The organism is Belliella marina, from assembly GCF_042682445.1.
Classification (GTDB): Bacteria; Bacteroidota; Bacteroidia; order Cytophagales; family Cyclobacteriaceae; genus Belliella; species Belliella marina.
In genome coordinates this window covers 65,014-90,330 of record NZ_JBHUHR010000001.1, presented here as the reverse complement: position 1 = coordinate 90,330, position 25,317 = coordinate 65,014, and the positions used below count along the sequence as shown (strand labels likewise).

General features: G+C 40.7%; 19 protein-coding genes. 7 read left to right on the top strand and 12 right to left on the bottom strand.

Features of this window, described 5'->3' with window-relative positions:
* Window positions 1-384: 384 nt before the first annotated feature.
* Genes leuD through ilvD form a run of 7 tightly spaced genes read right to left on the bottom strand, consistent with a single transcriptional unit; the run spans window position 385 to window position 8,871 of the window.
* On the bottom strand, window positions 385-978 hold the full coding sequence (gene leuD, locus ACFSKL_RS00360; protein WP_376882256.1) for a 3-isopropylmalate dehydratase small subunit: 594 nt from the start codon (window positions 976-978) through the stop codon (window positions 385-387).
* A 17-nt stretch (window positions 979-995) separates the two neighbouring features.
* Window positions 996-2,396 carry a 3-isopropylmalate dehydratase large subunit gene (gene leuC, locus ACFSKL_RS00355; protein ID WP_376882254.1) on the bottom strand — a complete coding sequence of 467 codons (1,401 nt, stop codon included), beginning with the start codon at window positions 2,394-2,396 and terminating at the stop codon, window positions 996-998.
* Between the two features lie 2 nt (window positions 2,397-2,398).
* Window positions 2,399-3,910, bottom strand: a complete 1,512-nt coding sequence (locus ACFSKL_RS00350; RefSeq protein ID WP_376882251.1) for a 2-isopropylmalate synthase — start codon at window positions 3,908-3,910, stop codon at window positions 2,399-2,401.
* Window positions 3,911-3,914: 4 nt separating this feature from the next.
* Window positions 3,915-4,958: a ketol-acid reductoisomerase gene (ilvC, locus tag ACFSKL_RS00345; RefSeq protein WP_376882249.1), complete on the bottom strand. Its 1,044-nt coding sequence runs from the start codon at window positions 4,956-4,958 to the stop codon at window positions 3,915-3,917.
* 12 nt (window positions 4,959-4,970) lie between these two features.
* The gene (gene ilvN, locus ACFSKL_RS00340; protein WP_376882246.1) at window positions 4,971-5,483 is read right to left on the bottom strand and encodes an acetolactate synthase small subunit; all 513 of its coding nucleotides are present in this window, start codon (window positions 5,481-5,483) and stop codon (window positions 4,971-4,973) included.
* 14 nt (window positions 5,484-5,497) lie between these two features.
* Window positions 5,498-7,180, bottom strand: a complete 1,683-nt coding sequence (gene ilvB, locus ACFSKL_RS00335; RefSeq protein WP_376882243.1) for a biosynthetic-type acetolactate synthase large subunit — start codon at window positions 7,178-7,180, stop codon at window positions 5,498-5,500.
* An 11-nt stretch (window positions 7,181-7,191) separates the two neighbouring features.
* A complete protein-coding gene (gene ilvD / locus ACFSKL_RS00330) occupies window positions 7,192-8,871 on the bottom strand; it encodes a dihydroxy-acid dehydratase (protein WP_376882241.1) in 1,680 nt (559 codons plus the stop codon).
* 580 nt (window positions 8,872-9,451) lie between these two features.
* Between ilvD and ispE the strand changes: the two genes are divergently transcribed.
* From ispE to ACFSKL_RS00305, 5 genes are all read left to right on the top strand, one after another.
* Window positions 9,452-10,258, top strand: coding sequence for a 4-(cytidine 5'-diphospho)-2-C-methyl-D-erythritol kinase (gene ispE / locus ACFSKL_RS00325; RefSeq protein ID WP_376882238.1), 807 nt, complete (start codon window positions 9,452-9,454; stop codon window positions 10,256-10,258).
* Between the two features lie 660 nt (window positions 10,259-10,918).
* Window positions 10,919-11,128 carry a hypothetical protein gene (locus ACFSKL_RS00320; RefSeq protein ID WP_376882236.1) on the top strand — a complete coding sequence of 70 codons (210 nt, stop codon included), beginning with the start codon at window positions 10,919-10,921 and terminating at the stop codon, window positions 11,126-11,128.
* A 70-nt stretch (window positions 11,129-11,198) separates the two neighbouring features.
* Window positions 11,199-12,335: a DUF4221 family protein gene (locus ACFSKL_RS00315; RefSeq protein ID WP_376882234.1), complete on the top strand. Its 1,137-nt coding sequence runs from the start codon at window positions 11,199-11,201 to the stop codon at window positions 12,333-12,335.
* Window positions 12,313-12,690, top strand: a complete 378-nt coding sequence (locus tag ACFSKL_RS00310; protein ID WP_376882231.1) for a hypothetical protein — start codon at window positions 12,313-12,315, stop codon at window positions 12,688-12,690. The genes ACFSKL_RS00315 and ACFSKL_RS00310 overlap by 23 nt, the downstream gene beginning before the upstream one ends.
* A complete protein-coding gene (locus ACFSKL_RS00305; RefSeq protein WP_376882228.1) occupies window positions 12,677-13,714 on the top strand; it encodes a hypothetical protein in 1,038 nt (345 codons plus the stop codon). The genes ACFSKL_RS00310 and ACFSKL_RS00305 overlap by 14 nt, the downstream gene beginning before the upstream one ends.
* A gap of 81 nt (window positions 13,715-13,795) precedes the next feature.
* Here ACFSKL_RS00305 and ACFSKL_RS00300 read toward each other — a convergent pair whose 3' ends face one another.
* From ACFSKL_RS00300 to tgt, 3 genes are read right to left on the bottom strand one after another with little or no spacing between them, the layout of a single operon-like run.
* Window positions 13,796-14,719 (bottom strand): DMT family transporter, encoded by a 924-nt coding sequence (locus ACFSKL_RS00300; protein ID WP_376882226.1) that lies wholly within the window; start codon window positions 14,717-14,719, stop codon window positions 13,796-13,798.
* A 2-nt stretch (window positions 14,720-14,721) separates the two neighbouring features.
* Window positions 14,722-15,795, bottom strand: coding sequence for an LptF/LptG family permease (locus ACFSKL_RS00295; protein WP_376882224.1), 1,074 nt, complete (start codon window positions 15,793-15,795; stop codon window positions 14,722-14,724).
* 2 nt (window positions 15,796-15,797) lie between these two features.
* Complete coding sequence (tgt, locus tag ACFSKL_RS00290) at window positions 15,798-16,928, bottom strand: tRNA guanosine(34) transglycosylase Tgt (RefSeq protein ID WP_376882221.1); 1,131 nt, start codon at window positions 16,926-16,928, stop codon at window positions 15,798-15,800.
* Window positions 16,929-17,063: 135 nt separating this feature from the next.
* Here tgt and ACFSKL_RS00285 point away from each other — a divergent pair, with 135 nt between their 5' ends.
* Together ACFSKL_RS00285 and ACFSKL_RS00280 are read left to right on the top strand one after the other, a co-directional pair.
* A complete protein-coding gene (locus ACFSKL_RS00285) occupies window positions 17,064-18,203 on the top strand; it encodes a glycosyltransferase (protein WP_376882218.1) in 1,140 nt (379 codons plus the stop codon).
* Window positions 18,194-18,805 (top strand): RNA polymerase sigma factor, encoded by a 612-nt coding sequence (locus ACFSKL_RS00280; protein ID WP_241275550.1) that lies wholly within the window; start codon window positions 18,194-18,196, stop codon window positions 18,803-18,805. Before ACFSKL_RS00285 ends, ACFSKL_RS00280 begins: the two co-directional genes overlap by 10 nt.
* 1,014 nt (window positions 18,806-19,819) lie before the next feature.
* Here ACFSKL_RS00280 and dnaE read toward each other — a convergent pair.
* Both dnaE and rsmG read right to left on the bottom strand, forming a co-directional pair.
* Complete coding sequence (dnaE, locus tag ACFSKL_RS00275; RefSeq protein ID WP_376882216.1) at window positions 19,820-24,106, bottom strand: DNA polymerase III subunit alpha; 4,287 nt, start codon at window positions 24,104-24,106, stop codon at window positions 19,820-19,822.
* Window positions 24,107-24,632: 526 nt separating this feature from the next.
* Complete coding sequence (gene rsmG, locus ACFSKL_RS00270; protein ID WP_376882214.1) at window positions 24,633-25,265, bottom strand: 16S rRNA (guanine(527)-N(7))-methyltransferase RsmG; 633 nt, start codon at window positions 25,263-25,265, stop codon at window positions 24,633-24,635.
* Window positions 25,266-25,317: the final 52 nt, after the last annotated feature.

Sequence of the window (25,317 nt, the reverse complement as noted above, 5' to 3'; positions counted from 1 at the left end):
GAGGGTAGATTTGAGATTTTAGATTTTAGACATGAGATATGAGACGTGAGACGTGAGATTTTGTATCTGATTGATTATAAGGAAGCACAATATGAATTTCATTAAAAGGCTCTTTATGTTCAACCCCTTCGGGGTTGTGTTCGATTATGTTATCTTAATCCATGGGTTTCAACCCGGGGCTAATCATAGTTTAACCTTCCGATTTTCGGAACAAGCTCTTAGGAGTTGTCTTTTCACAAATCTAAATGTCCTATCGAAATAAGATGAAAGACTTCGATTCATCTCTTTTACCTTGGCTACTTATTCTGAAGACCTTCGAGGTCATTAAGCCCTCAAAGGTCTCTTGTATCTTATATTTTGTGTCTACTGTCTTAAGTCTAATATCTAAGCTCTTCCTTTCTCAAATTCTTCTATTTCCCCTTTTAGGTTCAAAAGATAGTCGATATCATCAAAGCCATTTTTCATATTCTCTTTTTTGTAGGCATTGATATCAAAAGATTCAGATTGGCCTGTGCTCAACAGGGTAATCTTTTGCTTGTCAATATCCACTTCTACCTCTGTGCTTGGATCAGCCTCTACTGCAGCAAACAATACATCTGCAAATTCGGGACTGATCGTAACTGGAAGTACTCCGATATTCAAACAGTTGTTTTTGAAAATATCTGCAAAGAAACTCGAAACCACGCATCTGAAACCATAGTCATACAAAGCCCAAACTGCATGCTCTCTACTCGATCCAGAACCAAAATTCCTTCCTGACAAGAGGATTTTTCCAGAGTAGGTTGAGTCATTGAGTACAAAATCCTTTTTGGGATTTCCCTCGACATCATATCTCCAATCCCTGAAAAGATTGTCACCAAAACCCTCCCTTTCTGTTGCTTTCAAAAATCTTGCAGGTATGATCTGATCTGTATCCACATTCTCTGTTGGAAGTGGCACTACAGTTGAAGTAAGGACATTAAATTTATCGTAAGCCATTTTTTTCTTTTTTTGGATTAAAAGATCTCTCTAGGATCACATATTTCACCTTTGACAGCTACAGCTGCTACAGTCAATGGACTGGCGAGCATCGTTCTGGCTCCAGGCCCCTGTCTTCCTTCAAAATTTCTGTTTGAAGTGGATACTGCATATTTACCAGAAGGGATCTTATCGTCATTCATCGCCAAGCAAGCAGAGCAGCCCGGTTGTCTCAATTCAAATCCTGCATCTTCAAGGATCTTAACCAAACCCTCTTCATGCGCCATTTTTTCCACTTCTCTGGAACCTGGTACAATCCAAGCAGTGATGTTATCGGCTTTTTTCTTTCCTTTTACATAATTGGCTACAGATCTGATGTCTTCGATTCGGCCATTGGTACAGCTTCCTACAAACACAAAATCAACTTTCTTTCCTTGGATCGCTTCACCTGGAGCAAACCCCATGTAATCCAAGGATTTCAGGTAAGAGGTTTTGTTGCTTCCTTCCATACCCTCGGTACTTGGGATATTTCCTTTGACTTTGATACCCATACCTGGATTGGTCCCATAAGTAATCATCGGCTCAATATCAGCAGCATCGAAGTGGTATTCCTTATCGAAAACAGCACCTTCATCAGTCTTCAACGACTTCCAATAAGCTACAGTCTTGTCCCAGTCTTCACCTTTAGGGGAGTATTGTTTTCCTTTCAGATACTCAAAAGTGGTTTCGTCAGGTGCTATCAGTCCACCTCTGGCACCCATTTCTATACTCATGTTGCAGATGGTCATTCTGGCTTCCATGCTGAGGCTTTGAATCGCTGACCCAGCATATTCCACAAAATACCCCGTAGCACCGGCAGCAGATATCTTTGCGATGATATACAATATGATATCTTTTGAAGTCACACCTTCACTCAACTCCCCATCAACGGTAATGAGCATCTTTTTGGCTTTGCTCTGCATGATGCATTGTGTAGCCAAAACCATTTCGACTTCAGATGTACCAATACCAAAAGCGATAGCGCCAAATGCACCATGTGTAGAGGTATGGCTATCGCCACAGACGATGGTCATCCCAGGCTGGGTAATCCCCAACTCGGGACCTATCACATGGACAATCCCATGGTGGGCAGAACCCAAGTCATGCAATTCGATTCCATGTTTTTTACAGTTTTCACGGAGCTTTTCAACTTGCATCCTCGAAAGCTTGTCTTTGATGGTCTTGTCTTGATCGACCGTCGGGACATTGTGATCCGGCGTACCTACTGTCCTCTGCGGATGAAGTACACCTACGCCACGTTTTTCCAAATTCAAGAACGCAACAGGGCTTGTCACTTCATGGATAAAATGCTTATCAATGAAGAACACATCCGGTCCTGATGGGACAGATTTGACCACATGTGCATCCCAAATTTTATCAAATAATGTTTTCTTTTCCATAATTAAGCTACTGTCACTTTATTTTTGACGGGTATTTTATTCAAGGCATCTACAAATGCCTGCGCTGAAGCCAACACGATATCCGTATTGGAAGAAAAACCATAGTATGGGATTTTTCCCTGCATGATCCTCATATGTACTTTGGCTACATCATCGCTTCCAGCAGTGATTGCCTGGATAAGGAATTCTTCCAATTCAATCTCAGGTTTTACGATTTTTTCTATGGCTTTCAGAACTGCATCCACAGGACCATTTCCAGTAGAAGATGCCTGTTCTATTTTATCACCGATTTTTAAGGTCACGGTAGACTTGATAGATCCATTAGACTCATAGCTTACTTTCTCCAATTCGATGAATGAAGATTCGTCCATGTATTTCCCTACCAATGAAAGTAGGTCTTTTGGTGTGATGTCCCGCTTGGAATCTGCCATAACCAAAAACTCCTCGTAGACCTCTTTCAATGCCTCACCTTCCAAGACTACTCCCAAAGCATCCAGATGATGCTTCAAAGCAGCCCTTCCACTCCTTGCTGTCAACACGATGGAAGATTCATGTACACCTACATCCTTTGGATCGATGATTTCATAATTCTCTCTATGTTTCAACACACCATCCTGATGGATCCCTGATGAGTGCGCAAATGCATTCCTTCCAACAATCGCCTTGTTTGGCTGGACTGGCATGTTCATCAGCTTAGAGATCAACCTGCTGGTCTCATAGATTTTTGGAGTAACAATGCTTGTGTGAATTGGAATATCATGGTGACATTTGATTGCCATGACCACTTCTTCCATAGAAGTGTTTCCAGCTCTCTCGCCAATTCCATTGATGGTCACTTCAACTTGCCTTGCCCCATTCTGAACACCTGATATGGTATTGGCAGTAGCCATACCCAAATCATTGTGGCAATGTGTGGCAATGATCGCTTTGTCTATGTTGGAGACATTTTCCTTCAAGTGCCTGATGATTGCCCCATATTGCTCTGGAAGGCAATATCCAGTCGTATCAGGGATATTGACTACAGTAGCACCGGCTTTGATAACTTGTTCTAATATTCTTGCCAAGAAATCCTTCTCAGCGCGCCCAGCGTCTTCAGCATAAAATTCCACATCTTCAACATATCGCTTGGCGTACTTTACTGCCCTTACAGCCCTTTCGATGATTTCATCAGGGGTGGATCTGAGCTTGTATTGTATATGAAAAGGAGACACACCGATCCCGGTGTGAATCCTTCCTTTTTTTGCATATTTCAGCGCGTCAGCAGCTACATCAATATCCTTTTCCACAGCTCTGGAAAGGGCGCAGATAATAGGATTTGATACAGCTTTGGAAATTTCAACAACTGAATTGAAGTCACCTGGACTGGATATAGGAAATCCAGCTTCGATCACATCTACTCCCAGTTCTTCTAATGCCTTAGCGACCACGATCTTTTCTCGGGTGTTCAATTGACAACCCGGTACCTGTTCCCCATCACGAAGGGTGGTATCGAATATCCATAGCTTTTCACTCATAATATCAGTTATTTTCTGGTCTTAATTTTCTGACGGTTGCGCCTGCCTGCCACATTTCAGAATCTCTCAATTCTTTCAATTCAGCTTCCAATTTCACCCTGTAGTCAGATTTACTGTTTGAATCGATTGATTTTTGAGCTTCTTTACCTGTCTTAACAGAGTCATAAAGTTCTTCAAAAACCGGTTTGGTAGCATCTCTGAAAGGCTTCCACCAATCCAATGCACCTCTTTGTGCCGTCGTAGAACAGTTGGCATACATCCAATCCATTCCATTTTCAGCCACCAATGGCATCAAACTTTGGGTCAATTCTTCCACAGTCTCATTGAATGCCTCAGAAGGTGTGTGGCCATTGGCTCTCAACACTTCGTACTGGGCTGCAAATATACCTTGGATAGCTCCCATCAAAGTTCCTCTTTCTCCTGTCAAATCAGAAGTAACTTCTCTGTAAAAATCAGTCTCGAACAAATATCCTGATCCGACACCGATTCCAAGTGCTACAACTCTATCTTTTGCCCTACCCGTTCCGTCTTGGAAGATGGCATAAGAAGAGTTCAATCCTCTTCCTTCAACAAACATTCTTCTCAAAGATGTTCCGGAACCTTTTGGTGCCACCAAGATCACATCCACATCAGAAGGAGGGACGATACCTGTTTTCTCTTTGTAAGTTACGCCAAATCCATGTGAAAAATACAATGCTTTTCCAGGAGTAAGGTGTTTCTTCACTGTAGGCCATAATGCAATCTGACCTGCATCAGAAAGCAAGAACTGAAGGATAGTACCTTTTTCACAGGCTTCTTCCAATTCAAAAAGCGTCTCTCCGGGAACCCAGCCGTCAGCTACTGCCTTGTCCCAAGTCTTGGAATCTTTTCTTTGGCCAACGATTACGTTGAAGCCATTGTCTTTCAAGTTCAAAGCCTGGCCGGGACCTTGTACACCGTAACCCAATACGGCAATCACTTCGTCCTTCAATACTTCTCTAGCTTTCTCCAGTGGAAATTCCTCTCTGGTTACTACATTTTCTTCTACTGATCCAAATTTCAGTTTCATAGTTATTGGTTTTTATAAGGTTTGATTATTTAAATATTCTGATACGGAAAATCTAGGCTTGGCAATAGCTACCCTGCCCGACCTAGAAAATTCAAGAAGACTATAAGGCTTGAGGGTTTCCAACAATGCCTGGGTATCTTCTTTATGCCCGGTAAACTCCACTACAACAAATTCTTTTTCTGCTGCAATAATATGGGCATTATACTGCCTGATAACTTTCTCAAGACTTGCATCCAAGCTGTCTATCGGAAGTTTGTAAAGTGCGATCTCTTGATAAACCACCTCACTATCCATAAAGTAATACGCCTTGATCACATCCGTGATTTTCTCAATTTGCTTTACCAATTGGACGATCTGCTCTTCAGTCACCGTACACTCGATGGTAATCTTGTGAATCCCATCCAGTCGGCTCTCCGAGGCTGTGAGTGCATCTATGTTGATCCCTCTTCTGGTGAAAATGATCGTGATCCTATTGAGGATACCGATAAAATTCTCTGTATAAATAAGTATGGTATAACGGTTCATAAATTCAATTGGATTTAGCTTAGTCTTACCTCTTCTACCGAACATCCTGTTGCGATCATCGGGAATACATTGTCTTCTTTTTCTACTACCACCTCCAAGAAATATGGCCCGTCATGCAACAGCATATCTGCCACGGCCTCACTCAAGCCATCCCTTTCGGAAACCTTGGTAGCTTTGATATCATATGCTTCTGCCAATTTGATGAAATCAGGATTATCCAATTCGGTAAATGAATACCTTCTGTCGAAGAACATCTGCTGCCATTGTCTCACCATTCCCAGGAAATTATTATTCAACAACACCACTTTCACAGGAGCTTTGGTCTGCATGATAGTTCCTAATTCCTGGATAGTCATCTGGATGCCTCCATCACCTACCACACAGATCACCTGACGACTGTAATCATACATTTGCGCCCCCAATGCTGCCGGAAGGGCAAATCCCATCGTTCCCAATCCACCAGAAGTAACTTGTGTTTTGGAAGTCTTGTAGTCAAAATACCTCCAGGCGATCATCTGATGCTGTCCTACGTCCGTGACCAATACGGCATCATCAGCTTTATACTGATTGATAAACCTAATCACCTCTCCCATGGTAAGGCCTGCTTTGGTTGGGGACAAATCATTGGCAATCACAGCTTCTTTTTCCAGCAGCTCCAACTCCTTGAATTTAGACATCCATTCTGGATGGCTATTTGCGTCCACCGCCTTGGCCAACATGGCCAGACTATGCTTACAGTCACCCAAAACAGGAGCATCTGCGAATACATTCTTATTGATCTCTGATGGATCCAATTCCAAATGGACCACCTTCGCCTGCTTTGCATATCTTTTGAGATCACCTGTGACACGGTCATCAAACCGCATCCCTACTGCGATCAAAACATCGCACTGGTTGGTGAGGATATTTGATGCATAATTGCCGTGCATTCCCAGTTTTCCCACATAGGATGGGTGTTCTTCAGAAAGAGCCCCAGAACCCAACAGGGTACAGGCTGCGGGTATTCCGGTTTTATCCAAAAATGCTTTCAATTCTTCTTCCGCTTGCCCAATCACCACACCTTGACCGTACAAAACATATGGGCGTTTTGCATTGTTGATCAATTCAGCTGCTTTTTGCACCGCATCCATTTTGACTTGAAAGTATGGCCTGTAAGACCTAATGCTCAAACAAGGCACATAATTGAACTCTCCAGCCTCTGTCTGTGCATTTTTTGTAATATCAATCAATACTGGTCCCGGACGGCCTGATCTTGCAATATGGAAACCCTTTGCGATAGCTGGGGCGATTTCCTCCACCCTTCTTACCTGTATATTCCATTTGGTCACTGGCATGGAGATCCCCACTACATCAGTCTCTTGAAATGCATCCGTTCCCAATAGGTGTGCAGCTACCTGGCCCGTGATGCAGACTAAAGGTGTACTGTCTATCATGGCATCAGCAAGCCCTGTTATAAGGTTGGTTGCCCCTGGACCAGAAGTCGCCAGTGCTACCCCTACCTGACCCGAGACGCGCGCATATCCTTGAGCGGCGTGAATTGCGCCTTGCTCGTGACGTGTCAAAACGTGCCTGATCTGATCACTATAATCATAAAGTGCATCATACACAGGCATGATTGCACCACCTGGATATCCGAAAATATGCTTGGCGTTTTCGGCAATCAATGATCTCACTACGATATCTGCTCCTCTTATCATGGTGTTGGATTTTATTGTTTGTCAGTTACACAACCTTCTGAAGCCGTGGAAACCAATATATTGTATTTTTTTAAAGTACCTTGAAGACCTACGAGATCTTTCTTTTTCCAAACTTTCTTCCTTTCTGCAAACTCTTCTTCGCTCACATTACAGATCAACTCCAATTTGTCTGCATCTATGGTGACCAAGTCCCCGTCTTTCAACAGGCCAATTGGGCCTCCAAGATATGCTTCTGGTGTAACATGGCCGACTACAAACCCGTGGGTGCCACCAGAGAATCTGCCATCAGTAATCAATGCGACATCCGATCCCAAACCTGCACCAATAATCATCGATGTTGGCTTGAGCATTTCCGGCATACCAGGACCTCCTTTAGGCCCTATATTCCTAATCACAAGAACTTCTCCTTTTTGTACTTTATGGTCACGGATCGCATCATTGGCTTCCTGTTCCGAATCAAATACCCTAGCAGGTCCGGTAAAGGAGCTACCCTCCTTGCCTGTGATTTTTGCAACCGCCCCATCAGGTGCCAAATTGCCATTCAATATACACAGGTGTCCAGTCGCTTTGATAGGCTGCTCGATAGGATGGATTACATTGACCAATGAAGGGGTAATTGCTTCTATGTTTTCAAGGTTTTCGGCAAGTGTCTTTCCTGTTACGGTAAGACAATCTCCATGAAGAAAGCCTTTCTGCAACATATACTTCATGAATGCGGGAAGACCACCTTGCTCATGCAGATCTTCCATCATATATTTTCCAGAAGGCTTGAAATCCCCGATCATAGGTGTCTTGGCATTGATGGCCTTGAAATCTTCGATGGTGAAATCTATGCCCGCAGTCCTCGCTATCGCGATAATGTGCATCACAGCATTGGTACTTCCGCCCAATGCGATAGTCACTGTAACGGCATTCTCCAAACTCTTTTTGGTGATAATATCACTAGGCTTGATGTCTTTCTCAAGCAGTATCTTCATAAATTTGTTTACCTCATGGCATTCCCTCAATTTCTCAGGTGAATTTGCAGGGTAAGATGCCGAGTAAGGCAGTGACATCCCCATCGCCTCTATGGCAGAGGACATGGTATTGGCGGTGTACATCCCACCACAAGCACCCTTGCCGGGACAAGCATTTCTGATGACACCATCGTAATCTGCGTCTGTGATATTTCCATTGACACGTTTTCCAAAAGCCTCAAAGGCTGAAACGATATTCAGTTTCTCCCCTTTATAGTTGCCGGAGGCAATGGTGCCACCATATACAAGGATCGAAGGTCTATTGGTACGAATCATTCCCATCAATGCCCCAGGCATATTTTTGTCACAGCCTGCCACAGCTATACAGCCATCAAAAGAATGGCCTATTATAAAAGACTCTATTGAATCAGCGATAATCTCCCTGGATACCAAAGAGTAACGCATCCCCAATGTCCCCATAGTAGTACCATCAGAAATACCAATGGTATTAAATACTAAACCGGTCAGATCATGCTCTTGGGAGGAGGCTTTGATCAGACCGGCGAAGTCGTTGAGGTGCATATTGCAGGGATTACTCTCGTAACCACAACTGGCAACACCCACAAAGGGTTGGTTCATCTTTTTATCAGTCAACCCAGTGGCATATAACATGGCCTTGCCTGCAGGATGCTCTTCATTCTGGCTGATTTCCCAACTGTATTTCTTCAAACTCATGGTTCAATAGGTTTATTTAATAAGCTTGTATAAAAAAAAGTGCCCCACTTGGATGAGGCACCTAGAATTATATGGTTGTTTAATTTATATAGTCTAGCGCCTCATTGTTTTTCAATGATGAGAATAATAATTCCAATAAGGCTGACTGATTTAAACATGTGGTTATGGTTAATACTTTTTGTTTCGAATTTGTGGTACAATATTAAACCTCTATTTCCACACTTACAATATTTTAATTCTTTTTTTATTGTGCATATAAATTTTAAATACGGTCATTGAGATTTTTGAAAAAATTAATCTGCATTTTTTTTGATCATATCAGAATATTATACTTATTTTTCAAAATTTATTTAATTTTTCAAAACAAAATCACGGATTCACTAAGTGTTAATAAAAAGTAATTTTTTTTGATTTTTTTATAAATAAAAAATCCTTATTGATTATTTAAGACAAAGAATACACAAACTTATTGAAATACCATCAAATGTATCCTTGAATAATAACCACCTGTAAAACAAATGGTTTCGAAAGTTTCTCTTTTTGGATTAATTATTTCACCACTAATGCATAAATTCGGGGCATGATCAGTTTCCCAAACGCAAAAATCAATCTTGGCCTACATATATTGGCCAAAAGAAAAGACGGATATCACGATATAGAAACCTGCATGGTACCTATCCCCCTGTATGATGCGCTTGAGATGATCTTGGACAAGAAAACCTCATTCTCAAGTACAGGACTGGCAATTCCCGGTTCAGAAAAAGACAATCTTATCCTAAAGGCATTCAAAATCCTACGCAAAGACTTCAACGAATTGCCACATGTGAGCATTCATCTGCACAAAAACATCCCCATGGGTGCAGGACTTGGAGGAGGTTCTGCTGATGCTGCTTTTGCATTGAGCATGATGAACAATCTTTTTGATTTGCTACTTGAAGATTGGTTTTTGGAGGACTATGCTGCGCAATTGGGTAGTGACTGTGCATTTTTCGTAGAGAACACGCCAAAGATCGCTACAGGAAGAGGCGAGATCCTTGAACCAGTGAACATTGACCTTAAAGGCAAACACCTTTTATTGATCAACCCAAATATCCACATTGGGACAAAAGAAGCGTATGCCGGTGTAACCCCAGAAGCACCGAAGGTTAACCTATCCGAAGTCCTTGCCGACAGGTCAAGATGGAAGGGTGAATTGGTCAATGATTTTGAAGCAAGCATCTTCCCCAAATATCCAGAGATTGCAGCTATCAAATCCAAACTCTATGAAATGGGTGCTTTTTATGCAGCCATGTCAGGTTCTGGATCTACTGTTTTTGGACTCTTTGATGAAAAACCAAACAAGGGCATTTGGGAAGAGGGATATTTTGTTTTTGCGGGGGTGATGTAATTCAAATCATCTTTGATATTCAAACACGTTTATTTATGACTTCCAAAATAAAAAATTATCAAGGCAACCCCATTTTAATCCCTGACGCTACTAACAACCTGAGGAAATGATGGTTTTTCATATCCGTCCCATTTCAAAAGAACGCTTGGTGGAAAAAACCGGGGAAATTTCCGATAAAGAACTGCAAATGGCATTGGCAACTTTAGAAGATATTACTACCATGTAGCTAAGAATAATTTTGCTTTTTCTTGAGATCAATTGTTTGTGGCTTAAGGATTTTACCAAACATATTAACCGTTGATACTATCATTCCTATCAAACTTGGCTTATTTATTATAGCTCTGGAACAATTTCACTTTCTATCTATTTTGGATGGAACGCTGACAACACCGATCGGGCGGATGGTCACGGATTAAAACCCTGACTTTTGGGATTTGTTTTTTTTACTTTGTCAACCCAAAGAATTTACGCCGAGGCGCAAAGAAATAATTTAGCTTAACAAATATGGATTTGAATAACATCATTATTTTAATCATTTTTATAAAAAATTAATTTTAATAATTTGCACATAATAATAATAATAATAATAATATTGAAAAAGCTTTTAGGTTAAAGCCAGTCCACAAAGGACTTTTATATTTCACATAACCATTTTCAATTATGCGTAAATTATTATTTTCAATGGCCTTGGTTGGTTCATTTGGGTTTTATTTGAGTCCATCATTTGGGCAAGATTCATCTGTTGGCGACGGAGGGGGAGACTGTGTTACCTTCAACTTCAAAAGGCTTAGCGAAGACCATGCAACTCCTTGTATGGGCCCTGGGACAAATTGTCCTCAGTTAGTGTGTGATGATGACTGGAATCCTTAAAAAAGGAAATGATATCCCTGTAAAGTGTCATAACTTGGCCAGGGATATCTTAATTTAAATAAATATTTACATGAGAGCACTTTATTATATTATTCTTTTTCTATTAACTATTAGTTGTAACCAGCGAGATAAACCGAACGAACAACCTCCTTTTGATGGTACTCTTAAATTAGTAAAAACCATCAAACTTCCACTTGATGAATTTTCAAGTTACGAGTTTTTCAATACCCACTTGATTGACAATAGATTGATTGTTTTAAATGTTGTCAACTCGAGCTTAGATTTTTATGATTTGGAGATGGAAAAACTAACAAGTCGTCTAAAAATTCAACCATCAGGACCCGAGGGGGTTCCTAGGTTGTATTCCTTTATTTACCATAATGCTGATAGCATTTATATTTTACCTCAATTCACTCTTAATGGAACTATAATTTTAAACGAAAAGGGTGAGTTTATTGATCGATTAAAAGTAGATAAATTTGATTCAGACGTTGGAAGCTTAGTAAATCATGTCAGTTCAAATAGCACCCCTAGTTATATCTTTGACAACAAATTGCACTTCTCTACATTTCCTTTAAAAACCAACTATTTTCCAGATAAGTATGTTTTTGATTACACACTTGACCTTAAAACAGGTAAATTCACAGAAAATAAAGAAATTACCAAACCTGAAATCTATAAAAACAATACCCAATATGCAAGCCAAACATTTGCTAGGAAAAAGCTTAATGCTGAACAGTGGATTTACTCATGGCATATGTCTGACAGCATATTTATATTTGAAAGAGATTCTGGAGAAATTGTCAAAAAATCAATCGTTGCAAATGGAGGCTTAAAAACTTCAGCTACGCCAATAAATGAGAAAACAACCAATGAAGAATCTTTAGTACTTCGAGCAAAAAGCTATATTTACGGAGAAACTGTAGTACAGGGCGATTATATTCATAGGATTAGATTTTTCCCTCTTCCCGAGCCTGAAGAGATTCTATTTTCAGACAAGATTATAACATTGATCCAAGATTTTGAAATACTTACATATAATTTAAATAATGCTGAATTTGTTGGCTCGACAAAATTTAAAGGTGGGATTTATGACCCGAGGGTTATTATTGCCAATAAATACGGAATTTACCTACCCAAAATCAACCCTGACAATCCTAATTTATCTGAAAACTCTATTGAATATGATATTTTTTCTATCGAATAATTCCAAACTTCCTATTGTAGCTTTACTGGCTATTTCCTCTTTCGCATTAAAATCATGCAATACTTCTCAGACAGAAGCTAACTTAAAACAATTAGTAACTAAATATTATAACAAGGAAATTCCAAAAGGAATCATCGCTATTGACTTAGACAAATGTCGATCCTGTTATACTGATATTCATGAAAAAATTCAAGTTGAACTAGCAACGAGTCCAGAGTACTTCATTGTTATTCTTTCAAAAAATAGAAAAAATGCACACATCTTTATGAAAGATTATGATATCAACTTTATTTGGGATAGTTTGAATATATCGAAACCTTATTTCCAAGAAAATCCATTTTATGTCGAAAATTAAATTATCAATACTCTTTGCATTTTACTTACTAATCATCTTTGGTTGCAATAACCCTAAAGATTCAGTTAAAATAGATGAAACTATCAAGATTGAAAAGATCAGGAGTCCATGGGATATTGAAGCTATATTTGATAATGATAGATTTTATTTACTAAAAGACCTTAAAAGCTTAATCCATGTCTATGAAAAAGATTCTTTAATTGATAATATACAGAATACGAAAACAAGTATTAATGGGAATTCTTTGATGGTAACTGGGGCAATGACAAAAAGAATGATTGATCATGGTAGTGAAATATTAATTTTTCAATCTTATCCCAATCAAATAAAAATTTATAACAAATCTGACCTCCATTTAAATCCAGACCTAATTAAACTTCGGATAAAAAACACAATTAATATCATTGATGGATTTTATCTTGGCAAAAACAATATAGGATTGTCAACCTATAATCCTGATCAAAATGAATATTTATTGAACTTAACTACTTATAATAAATCAAATCAGAAAATCACCACAATTTACGAAGAAGTTCTAAATCACCCTGCTAAACATAGTTTAGTAAGAAATATTAATGATGTCCTATACATTCTAAACCCTTATGATAAAAAACTTATTGAACTCGATAAAAAATATAAAGTAAAAGAAGCTATCAATCTAGAACTTTTCAAAGAATTCAATTTGTCCTATAGTGCACCACCGCAATATAACTCACCTAATGAGTATTTTATGATGTCAGTAGAAGAACAATTAGCTTCATTCAATGATGAAGTCTATGACTTTTACGTTGATAATAATTTTCTCTACTTGCTGCTGAGAAAAAGGTTGATAAATTCAAATCAAAAAATTCAATCCTATTCAGAGCTTATGAAATTTGACTTAGCAAGAAAAACAGTCGAAAAAGTGAAAGCAAAAAACATCCTTATTAATTTTGATCAAAAAGGTCACATACTTCAATATCGTCAAATTAGTGACCAACACCACTTAGACGTTTTCCCAACAGAGAATCTTTTTAATGAATAATCTAGTTTTGGTTTTTAAATTCTCAAGGAAATTTTTTAAAAATAAAAATTGTGGTGTTGTATGTTTTACAATTCCACAAAACTATCTCATTCCCAAAACCCTTTTTGCTTGCCTTCTTCGATTGAAAAAATTGAAAACTGGATAAAGTAGTACAGAGATCAAGATAATCAATGTACCCAAATAGAATCCTGGCGTCATCTGCTCTTTTTCACCGAAAATCAAAACCGCCAGTACTATCCCATAGACCGGCTCCAGATTCACTGTCAGATTGATGGCAAAAGCTGTCAATCTGCGCATCAGTTCAACGGACACCGAAAATGCATAAACAGTACAAACCCCTCCCAAAAGGAATAACCAGAACCAATCCCAAGCTTGTGGAATCAGTTGAAGTCCCACTCCCCCTGTAAAAAACATGGAATAAAACGGCATAAACAATATTGAAAAGAAACAAGCCCCAAGCATTTCATAAAAAGTCAATACATAAGGAGCATGTCGCTTGGTCAACCGCCCATTGATCACCGTGAATACTGCCGCAATCAAGGCTGAAGCCACTGCCATGGTCAACCCTAGCCAATACCCCCCTTCAAAGCTAAATACCACGTACAGCCCTGAAATCACCATCAAGCCCAACAAAATCTCAAACCACTTGATCTTGGACCTGTTGGCCATTGGCTCAATCAAAGCTGTCCAAAGTGATGTAGTTGCCATTCCGGCAAGGCAAACAGATGCAGTGGAAACCCTGGCAGCCCAAAAGAACAGTATCCAATGTAAACTGATCAAAAAACCTGTCCCAATGACTTTAGCGAGCTCAATATTCGACAGTCTGATTTTATGCTTTTTCACAAGAAACACCATCCCAAGAAACCCGCTCGCAATCAACGTCCTATAAAAGACAATCTCTACCGAAGGAATACTGATCAGCAGACCCAAAATAGCAGTGAAACTCCAAATCAACACGATGAAATGGAGCATCAGGTAATCTTTGACCGAAGAGTTCTGAAGCATATTTATCTTGGCACCGTTTTGTACAAGACCAAACCAGTCACGGCAAAAACCAAATTGGGAAGCCAAATAGCAAATATAGGATAAGCCGTACCTGCTTCTGCAAATGTCCTAGACAACAGAAAAAGAATGATATACACAAACGCCAACATGAAACCTAAGGCAATCTGAAACCCAGACCCACCCCTCGTCTTCTTGGAAGAGACGATCACACCTATAAAAGTCAAGATAATAGCGGCAAAGGGAGACATATACCTCACATAGCGTTCAATCTTATAATAATTCACATTATCTGCCCCCCGGTCTTCCAAGACCTGGATCTGCCGGGTGAGCTCAGGCAGCTTCAATGTCTCATGGTGATTGGATGGCAGGTCAAAATCATCCGGAGTGATCGACAATAAAGTGTCAAGATTTTCCCCTTTTGTAAAATCTTCCCCTTTATCATGCAGCACCCTCATATTCCAGTTTTTGACTGTCCAAGAATTGATTGAAGTATCCCAGACGATCCTGTCGGCAGACAACTTGGCTACCAATTCCCCATCCCTGATTTGCTCCAATGTAAAACTATACCCCATATTTCCCGAGGGATAATATCTTGATATATAGGCATACACATCTGGTGCTACTTTGATATGGATATTGGTTTCGTTATAAAACCTGGTCTCTTCCAAGTACCTGGTTTTAAACTCGGTAACTCCAGCCGTGGCCCCCGGCAAGACCCAGCCATTGAGTAAAAAGGAAGCTGCCCCGATCAATGCCGCCCCGGTAAAAAAAGGAACCAACATCCGGATAAAACTAGTCCCTGAACTCAAAATAGCAATAATCTCAGTTCTCCCCGCCATTTTGGAGGTGATAAAAATGACTGAAATAAAGACTGTAATCGGCGTGAGAAGGTTATTCAAATACAGCCCATAATTAGCCATGTACTTCAATATCTCCAAAGCCGGCACTTTGTTTCGGATAAAAGCATCATTTTTTTCTGTAAAATCAAGAACAAGAACAATCAGAATCAACATCAAGACTACAAAAAAGTAGGTCTTGAGAAAATCCTTGATGATGAGTTTATCCAATAATTTCATAATTACAATCTTGTACTGACTTTTTTGACCATTTGATCTTTCCAAGCAGAAAATTCACCTGACTTGATTTTCTCCCTCGCCTGACCTACCAACCATAGATAGAAGGCCAAATTGTGAATACTGGCGATCTGGGCAGCTAGGATTTCTTTCGATATCGTCAAATGTCTCAAATATGCCTTGGAATAAAAACTACTTACGTAAGAATTGATCGCAGGGTCTATAGAACTGAAATCTTCTTTCCACTTTTCGTTCCTGATATTGATGATCCCCTCAGAAGTGAACAACATTCCGTTTCTTGCATTTCTCGTAGGCATCACACAGTCAAACATATCTACTCCCAAAGCAATACATTCCAAAATATTTGCAGGTGTACCTACCCCCATCAAGTATCTGGGCTTGTCTTTGGGTAGGATATCAGTCACCATTTCGGTCATTTCGTACATCATTTCCGCTGGTTCCCCTACAGACAATCCCCCGATGGCGTTTCCTTCCCTATCACAAGAGGCTATAAACTCGGCAGATTGCTTTCGCAAATCTTTGTACACAGAACCCTGGACGATCGGGAAAAGCGTCTGGCTATAGCCATATTTTCCCTCGGTGGTATCAAATCTATCGATGCAACGCTTGAGCCAACGATGGGTCATTTCCATTGATTTTCTGGCATATCCAAACTCACATGGATATGGGGTGCATTCGTCAAATGCCATAATGATGTCAGCACCAATGCTTCTTTGGATATCCATCACCCCCTCTGGGGAAAAAATATGCTTGGAACCATCAATATGGGATTTGAACACTACCCCTTCTTCTGTGATCTTTCGTGTGCCTGCCAATGAAAAAACCTGATAACCGCCACTGTCTGTCAGAATTGGTTTTTCCCAACCATTGAATTTATGTAATCCTCCGGCTTTCTCCAACACACCCAGTCCAGGCCTCAAATAAAGGTGGTAGGTATTTCCCAAAATAATTTGGGCTTTGATATCATATGTCAACTCCCTTTGATGCACAGCCTTGACAGACCCCGCAGTCCCCACAGGCATGAAAATCGGGGTTTGTATATCTCCATGATCCGTTTTGAGTACTCCAGCCCGTGCTTTACTCTGTGGATCTGTATGTTCTAATGTAAACTTCATATCTTTTTTTCAAGCAACAACACCATCAAAAAACAGTCCTTGCTACTTCTCTATAAATTTCAAACACAAAAATATAAGCTTATTCTTAAATGAATGCTGAATTTGCTTTTATATTTGCCAGTTAAACACATAAGAATGATCAGTGATATTTTGTGGATAATGTTTTTGGTTGCCTTGGGTGTGCAATTGATCTACATACTTTTTGTTTTTGGCAGACTTTCCTATTCCAACAGGAACAGAACCCAGAAGAATAATAGTGCTAAAACGGAAGGTGTAACCATCGTAGTGGCATCACACAATGAAAAAAACAACCTGAAAAAACTTATCCCAATCCTTTGCAGCCAAGACTACCCCAATTATGACGTCATGATCATCAATGACAGGTCCTTTGATGGAACAAGGGTTCTTTTGGAAAAAATGATGGCGCTATATCCCCAACTTAGGACTGTCACAGTCAAATATACCCCTGATCATGTTACGTCTAAAAAATATGCCCTGACCCTTGGTATCAAAGTCGCAAAAAACGATGTGCTTTTGCTGACTGACGCTGACTGCATCCCACAATCCGATCAATGGATCCGTTTGATGACTGCACCAGTCAGGGAAGAAGGAAAAACATTTGCCCTGGGCTACTCCCCTTATGAAAAAGATGCGGGATTGTTAAACAAGTGGATTCAGTTCGAGACTTTGTGGACTGGGATACTGTACTTTTCTTTTGCCCTTTGGGGGGCACCGTTTATGGGTGTGGGAAGAAATCTATGCTATAGAAGAGGTTTCTTCATGGAGAAAAAGGCATTCAAAGATCTTTGGCAGATTGAGTGCGGTGACGATGACCTTTTTATCAACAGATATGCAAATGGCAAAAATACTGCAGTAGTCTTAGACCCTTCAAGCATCACCCTGTCCCGACCAAAATCTACCTGGAAAAATTATTTCCTGCAAAAAAAGAGACATTTTCACGCTGGGAAATATTATCACAGCAGAGACAAATTGAAAATTGGACTTTACTCATTTTCCCATCTATTATTTTGGGGCATTGGCATTTCCTTGGCTATATTTCATGGCTTTAACCAAAATTGGGAACAATTTTCATTAATTATAGGTATAACTATTGTCCGATCGATATTGCTAACTTCGGTATTCACATCGGCGCGAAAAAAAATGGAAGGAAATACCAAAGTGTATTGGACAACGCTTTTCGATGTCATTTATCTGGGGTATTTTTGGATTGTGGGAACTTTGGGGTATCAATCAAAAAAAGTTAGATGGAAGTAAATACAAGAGGTTTTTCAAACAAGGCTTTAGAGGATTTTGACCTGATAGATCAGGCTGTTGACCAAAAAGACCAGCAGGCATATGCCACGCTGATGAAGCGTTACAAAAAAGCTGTCTATTTCATGATCTTAAAAATGATCAGAGATGCGGATGATGCCGAAGACTTGACGATGGAAGCTTTCGCAAAAGCATTCAAAAACCTCCACAAGTTCAAAAAAGACTATACTTTCAGCACTTGGCTTTTTAGAATCGCCACCAATAACACCATTGATTTTATCCGGAAGAAAAAGCTCAAAACCATGAGTTTGAACACCACGCTGAGTGATGATGGAGGGAATTCTGTGACCATCGACGTGGAAGATGATGACAACAATCCCCAAGATGAATTCATCAGATCCCAAAGAATCGAGATGGTCAGGGTATTCGTAGATAAGTTGCCTGCCAAATACAGGAAATTGGTAGAGCTCCGCTACTTCCAGGAACTCTCCTATGACGAAATCGCCCAAGAACTCGACAAACCCCTAGGCACCGTCAAAGCCCAACTTCACAGGTCCAGGGAATTGCTTTTTGAGATCGCCTCGGGGAAGGAGAAGCATATCTAGGAGGTTGGAAGGTTATAATGTTGGAAAGTTAGAAGAGCTTGTCCGCCGTGGTGGATTGGGTGTTTGAGAGCTTTTTGGACTTTTATGATTGAACGCGGATAACACTGATTGAGCGGATTTACGCTGATTTATTTCTAGGAATTTGTTATCAAACCAACCTATGCCTCTTCTGCGGTAATCTGTGATATCTGCGGGAAATATTTTAGCCCGCTGATTGCGCTGATTTTCGCTGATTTTTTTATCTGTGACCATCAGCATCATCCGTGTCATCAGCGTTCCACTATCTGATTGAACACAGAAAACACTGATTATGCAGATTTGAGCTGATTTATTTCTAGGAATTTGTTATCAAACCAACCTATGCCTTTTCTGCGACAATCTGCGAGATCTGCGGGAAATATTTTTAGCCCGCTGATTCCGCTGATGTCCGCTGATTCTTTACCAGAAATTAAGTCTTAACCAATCCCCCAAACTTCTGCGGTAATCTGTGATATCTGCGGGAGATATTTTTCTTAGCCCGCTGATTGCGCTGATGTCCGCTGATTCTTTACCAGAAATTAAGACTTAACCAATCCCCCAAACTTCTGCGGTAATCTGTGATATCTGCGGGAGATATTTTTCTTAGCCCGCTGATTCCGCTGATGTCCGCTGATTCTTTACCAGAAATTAAGGCTTAACCAATCCCCCAAACTTCTGCGGCAATCTGCGAGATCTGCGGGAGAATTTTTCTTAGCCCGCTGATTGCGCTGATGTCCGCTGATTCTTTACCAGAAATTAAGTCTTAACCAATCTCCCAAACTTCTGCGGTAATCTGTGATATCTGCGGGAGAATTTTTCTTAGCCCGCTGATTGCACCGATGTCCGCTGATTCTTTACCAGAAATTAAGACTTAACCAATCCCCAAAACTTCTGCGGTAATCTGCGAGATCTGCGGGAAATATTTTTGAAGCTCGTAGATAGTACTGATTTTTTATCCGTGACCATCAGCATCATCCGTGTTCTATCATCACCCTCCTACACAATCTGATACACCACTTCAGGGAGCATTCCCAATTCTTGGATCATTTCGTTGGATGGATCTACTTTGAATTTGGTAGACATGAGGTCTAGGGTGATGTTTTCTTTGCTGTCTATGACATTGATGAACAGCTTTGCTTCACCGCTATATTTTTGGGTGATTTTCTCCAACTTCTCCATCAAATCCAAAGTCAAATCATCCAGGTCAATATTCACCCGAAGCCCTTTGATCATCTTGCCGCGGATTTCATCTAGCAAGGTGATGTTGTTGATCTTGAATTCAAATTCATTTTCCTTCCACTTATTGGGATGAACCGATCCCGTGATATACAGAAACCAACCCGTCATAAAGTACTCCTTGAACTTCACGTAGTCGTCACCGAAAATAAAGAAAGTGTGTCCACCATGATAATCTTCCATGGTCAAGGTGCCGAATGGTTTACCCGTCTTGGTAGTCCTATGGGCAAAACTTGACACAGACCCGGCAGTTTTGATATCCCCTTTGGTGCGCAGCACATCCATGTTATTGAATTCTGGCAAAGGAGTATTGGTGAAGGCCTCTATCTCAATTTTGAATTGGTCCAATGGATGACCGGAAATATAAAGGCCAACCACTTCCTTCTCAATATTCAATTGCTGCAACTGACTGAATGGCTCAATAGGAGTAAAGCTCGGCATTGGCACTTCCATTCCAGTTCCTCCACCAAACAAACTTACCTGTGAGCTATCCGCTTCTTGCTGAACTTTCTGGGCATATTTTACCGCTTTTTCCAAAACTGTTCCATCACCATCTACGGATTCCAAATATTGCCTTCTATGGTGTTCAGGGAAGCAATCAAACCCACCGGCCATCGCAAGGGATTCCAATGTTTTCTTATTGACAGCTTTTGAATTTACACGTTTGGTAAAATCAAAAATATTCTGGTAAGGTCCAGACTTTTCCCTCTCTTCGATGATCGAGTGTACAGCTGCTGAACCAGAACCTTTGATGGCTGCCAATCCAAATCGGATTTTACCTTCCTGGTTTACAGTAAAGCCACTTTTGGATTCATTCACATCAGGTCCCAATACAGATATCCCCATTCGCCTACATTCTTCCATAAAAAATGTAACCTGAGTGATATCATTCATGTTGTTACTCAACACAGAAGCCATATACTCCGCTGGGTAATGTGCCTTGAGATACGCTGTCTGATAGGCTATCCAAGCATAACAGGTTGAGTGGGATTTGTTGAAGGCATAGGATGCAAAAGCCTCCCAATCAGTCCAGATTTTTGCGAGTTTTTTGGCATCATGCCCTTTGGATGCAGCTTGTTCAATGAACTTTGGCTTCATCTTATCCAAGACATCTTTCTGCTTCTTACCCATTGCCTTCCTCAATACATCCGCCTCACCTTTGGTGAAATCAGCGAGTTTTTGGGAAAGCAACATCACCTGTTCCTGATAGACTGTAATACCATAAGTCTCCTCTAGGTATTCCTTCATATCCTCCAAATCGTAGGAAATCGCCTCAGTCCCGTGCTTTCTTTGGATAAAAGAAGGGATATAAGCCAATGGTCCCGGTCTGTACAGTGCATTCATGGCAATCAAATCCGCAAAAACAGTAGGCTTCAATTCCCGCATATATTTCTGCATACCTGCAGATTCATATTGGAATATACCAACCGTCTCACCCCGCTGAAAAAGCTCGTAAGTCTTCACATCGTCAATCGGGAAATTGTCAGGATCCAACTGGATTCCATGCCTTTCCTTGACAATCTTCACCGCATCTTTGATCAAAGTCAGGGTTTTCAATCCCAAGAAGTCCATTTTGAGCAAACCTGCACTCTCTACTACCGCATTATCAAACTGGGTACACACCAACTCTGAGTCTTTGGCCAATGCTACAGGAACGAAATTGGTAATGTCATCTGGAGTAATGATCACGCCGCAGGCATGGATCCCGAGGTTTCTCACAGAACCTTCCAGCATGGTCGCCTGGTTGATCGTTTTGGAGGATTCGTCATTGCCCTTTGATATCCGGATGAGTTCATCAGCTTTTCCGATATCCTCACCATTATTTTTGAGCTTGTCCGACAGTTTTGCCCTGTCTTTTGACAAGGCAAAAAGTGCTTTCAATTTGATGTCCGGCACCAACTTAGCCAATCTATCAGCTTCGGAAAGAGGGAGGTTCAGAACTCTCGCTGTATCCCGAATAGCAGACTTTGCCGCCATTGTACCATAGGTGATAATCTGGGCTACCTGTTTGGAGCCATATTTTTTGATTACATAATCAATTACACGCTGGCGACCTTCATCATCAAAGTCAATATCAATATCTGGCAGTGAAACCCTATCCGGATTTAGGAATCTCTCAAAAAGGAGGTTATATGCAATCGGGTCAACGTTTGTGATACCTGTACAGTAAGCAACCGCAGAACCTGCGGCAGAACCCCTGCCTGGCCCTACAGAAACCCCCATATCTCTAGCTGCAGCGATAAAGTCCTGAACAATCAAAAAGTAACCCGGATATCCTGTTTTTTCGATTGTCGCCAACTCAAAATCGAGCCTTTCTTTGATTTCTTCGGTAAGTTCTGGGTACCGCATTTTTGCCCCTTCATAGGTCAAATGTCTTAGATATGCATTTTCACCTCTCTTTTGCCCATCCTCCTCATCGCGAGCATCTTTGAATTCTTCTGGAATATCAAACTTGGGAAGCAAAACCTCCCTTGCGAGCTTATAGGTCTCTATTTTGTCAACAATCTCATTGGTACAGGCAATCGCCTCGGGAAGATCTGCAAAGAGCTTCTTCATCTCTTCTGGACTCTTGATATAGAATTCATCGTTGGGGAATCCATAACGAAACTCCCTCCCCCGCTTCCCAATATATTTTTTGGGCTTCGATACCTGCTCACCATCTTTCACACAAAGCAGAATATCATGCGCTTTTGCATCTGTTTTCTGACTGTAATAGGTGTTGTTGGCAGCAAAATATTTAACGTCGTACTTTTCGGCAAACCGAAGCAATACTTCATTGACTTTCTCCTCTTCAGGTATACCATGCCTGTTTAGCTCAACATAGAAATCTTCCCCAAACTGCTCTTTCCACCACACAAAGGCTTCCTCGGCCTGTGTCTCCCCTACATTGAGGATCAAAAATGGGATCTCACCCCAAAGTCCCCCTGTGGTAGCGATCAAGTCTTTTTTGTATTCAATTAGAACCTCCCTATCGATTCTAGGCAAATAGTAGAATCCTTCAATGTTTGCATAAGATGCAAGCTTGGCAAGATTGTGATATCCTGCTTTATTTTTTGCCAAAAGAACGGTTTGGTATCCATCATCTTTTTGGCTTTTGTTCTTTCTATCCTTGGTCAGGTTGAATTCACAACCAATGACAGGTTTGATATCTTTTGCAAGTGCTTCCTTCACAAAGTTGAAGGCTGCCATCATGTTGCCATGATCGGTCATGGCTATCGCCGGCATCCCCATTTCCTTGGCAAGGGAAATCATCGCCGGAATCTCTGATGTCGCCTGAAGCACAGAATACTGGGTATGTACATGGAGGTGGGAAAAAGGCATCCCAACCATATCTGAGATATCCGCTCTTCCAGCAGCACGGAGCACATCCTTGGCGGCTGATTTCTGTTCATCCTTGGCATCAACAAAATTAGCAGCTTCCAGCTTTGGTTCTTCATAGACCACTTCCGAGACTTCCACTCCAGTCACAGGCGGCTGAACTCTCTGGGTTATCAGCCCAAAGAAACATTTGGCAGTGGCTGCAACATCATATGCCGCATCATGCGCATCTTCGAAGCCTACACCAAAAAGTTTTTTGTGCAATTCAGTAAGTGTTGGCCATTTGAATTTCCCTCCCCTACCTCCGGGCAAAGCACAGAATTCCGTGGAAATATCCTTGGTATCCAGTTCCTTCATTTGCTGAAGTTGCATTGGAACCTCTTTTCTCAAAAACTCAGACCCCACTACATTGATATCGAACCCGATATTATGCCCGACCAGATATTTGGCTTTGACTACATCTTCATGAAAAATCTCCAATACCTTGACCAAATCATGGCCTTCCTTCATAGCCCTGTCTGTGGAGATCCCATGGACTTTTTCGGCATTGTAAGGAATAGTAAAACCTTCAGGCTTGACAATGAAATTATTGTTGGAAATCAGCTTTCCTTTGGCATCGTGAAGCTGCCAGGCAAGTTGGACTAATCGGGGCCAATTGTCATCGGCAGACATTGGGGCGTCATAACTCCTTGGTAATCCAGTGGTCTCGGTATCAAAAATAATATACATAAAATCTCCTTGAAATTGGGGAATCTAAGTTAGCAAACATCTATGGATGGAGGCAAGTTTTGGCGGAAATTGTCGGAGAAAATTTAGAGAGAGATTCTCGCAAAGTGGGCAGAGGGACGGAGGGCACAAAATTGAAAGGAGGGGATTGGGAGATTTAGACGGGTTCTTTAATTGGGTCTAACTCCCTGGTAATTCCATGTCTGTCAAAAATGGTGTTGATTCACTTTTCATTTCCCCACTTCTTTGACCATAATCGGAACGAGACCTCTCCTGCTGTCGAGGTGACTTGGTGTTCATTTCGAACGTAGAGAGAAATCTCGAACTGAAATTTATAGACACTGTTCATTTTCCAACTTCTTTGGGTCTTTTGTCACGTCCTGAAAATACTTGACACTTTTTGTAATCACAATCGTCATTTGAACTCGACCCTAAATATATCGCCGAAGGCTTTTATCTATTTATATCGCGAAGCTTATATCGATTCTTTTGTCTCGGTGTCTCAAATCTCATGTCTTGCATCTAAAATCTACCTCTTCCCTTCCCAAGGAACATAGACTACTTTCTTGGTGTCGAAAAACTCTTCCTTGAAGTAATCTTTGAGATGATAGGTTACATAGCCAACGTTTCTTTCTTCCATTTCTTCATCTACATCACCTCCCTTGAGTAAAAATATGCCATTTGGGAATTCGTTGAAGTCCTCTTTCTTAAATTTCCCTTTGACCCAAGGAAAGAAATTGGTGAAGCGGGTCACTGCGCGGCTGACCACAAAATCATATCTTCTGACCAAAGTTTCCGCCCTTACTTGTTGAGCTTCAATATTCGATAATTTCAGTTTCTTGGCGACGTCTTTGACCACCGTTATTTTTTTGCCGATGGAATCTACCAAATGGAAATGTGTATCCGGAAACAATATCGCCAATGGCACTCCTGGGAAACCACCACCTGTACCTATATCCAATACTTTTGTTCCAGGCTGGAACTTCATCACTTTGGCGATGGACATCGCATGGAGCACATGTCTTTCATAAAAATGATCCGTATCCTTTCTACTGATCACATTGATTTTCTCATTCCAATCAGTATACAATTCCTGCAATTGGGACAATTGTTCAATCTGCTTCTCGGTAAGATCAGGGAAATATTTTAAGACGATATCCATTTTTAATTTTGTTTATAGAACACAAAAATAGGCTGAATCTTACAAAATCCAG

Bases quoted from the DNA above. Each gene is read 5' to 3' on its own strand.
- leuD (WP_376882256.1), bottom strand. From the start codon at position 978: ATGGCTTACGATAAATTTAATGTCCTTACTTCAACTGTAGTGCCACTT.
- leuC (WP_376882254.1), bottom strand. From the start codon at position 2,396: ATGGAAAAGAAAACATTATTTGATAAAATTTGGGATGCACATGTGGTC.
- ACFSKL_RS00350 (WP_376882251.1), bottom strand. From the start codon at position 3,910: ATGAGTGAAAAGCTATGGATATTCGATACCACCCTTCGTGATGGGGAA.
- ilvC (WP_376882249.1), bottom strand. From the start codon at position 4,958: ATGAAACTGAAATTTGGATCAGTAGAAGAAAATGTAGTAACCAGAGAG.
- ilvN (WP_376882246.1), bottom strand. From the start codon at position 5,483: ATGAACCGTTATACCATACTTATTTATACAGAGAATTTTATCGGTATC.
- ilvB (WP_376882243.1), bottom strand. From the start codon at position 7,180: ATGATAAGAGGAGCAGATATCGTAGTGAGATCATTGATTGCCGAAAAC.
- ilvD (WP_376882241.1), bottom strand. From the start codon at position 8,871: ATGAGTTTGAAGAAATACAGTTGGGAAATCAGCCAGAATGAAGAGCAT.
- ispE (WP_376882238.1), top strand. From the start codon at position 9,452: ATGATCAGTTTCCCAAACGCAAAAATCAATCTTGGCCTACATATATTG.
- ACFSKL_RS00320 (WP_376882236.1), top strand. From the start codon at position 10,919: ATGCGTAAATTATTATTTTCAATGGCCTTGGTTGGTTCATTTGGGTTT.
- ACFSKL_RS00315 (WP_376882234.1), top strand. From the start codon at position 11,199: ATGAGAGCACTTTATTATATTATTCTTTTTCTATTAACTATTAGTTGT.
- ACFSKL_RS00310 (WP_376882231.1), top strand. From the start codon at position 12,313: ATGATATTTTTTCTATCGAATAATTCCAAACTTCCTATTGTAGCTTTA.
- ACFSKL_RS00305 (WP_376882228.1), top strand. From the start codon at position 12,677: ATGTCGAAAATTAAATTATCAATACTCTTTGCATTTTACTTACTAATC.
- ACFSKL_RS00300 (WP_376882226.1), bottom strand. From the start codon at position 14,719: ATGCTTCAGAACTCTTCGGTCAAAGATTACCTGATGCTCCATTTCATC.
- ACFSKL_RS00295 (WP_376882224.1), bottom strand. From the start codon at position 15,795: ATGAAATTATTGGATAAACTCATCATCAAGGATTTTCTCAAGACCTAC.
- tgt (WP_376882221.1), bottom strand. From the start codon at position 16,928: ATGAAGTTTACATTAGAACATACAGATCCACAGAGTAAAGCACGGGCT.
- ACFSKL_RS00285 (WP_376882218.1), top strand. From the start codon at position 17,064: ATGATCAGTGATATTTTGTGGATAATGTTTTTGGTTGCCTTGGGTGTG.
- ACFSKL_RS00280 (WP_241275550.1), top strand. From the start codon at position 18,194: ATGGAAGTAAATACAAGAGGTTTTTCAAACAAGGCTTTAGAGGATTTT.
- dnaE (WP_376882216.1), bottom strand. From the start codon at position 24,106: ATGTATATTATTTTTGATACCGAGACCACTGGATTACCAAGGAGTTAT.
- rsmG (WP_376882214.1), bottom strand. From the start codon at position 25,265: ATGGATATCGTCTTAAAATATTTCCCTGATCTTACCGAGAAGCAGATT.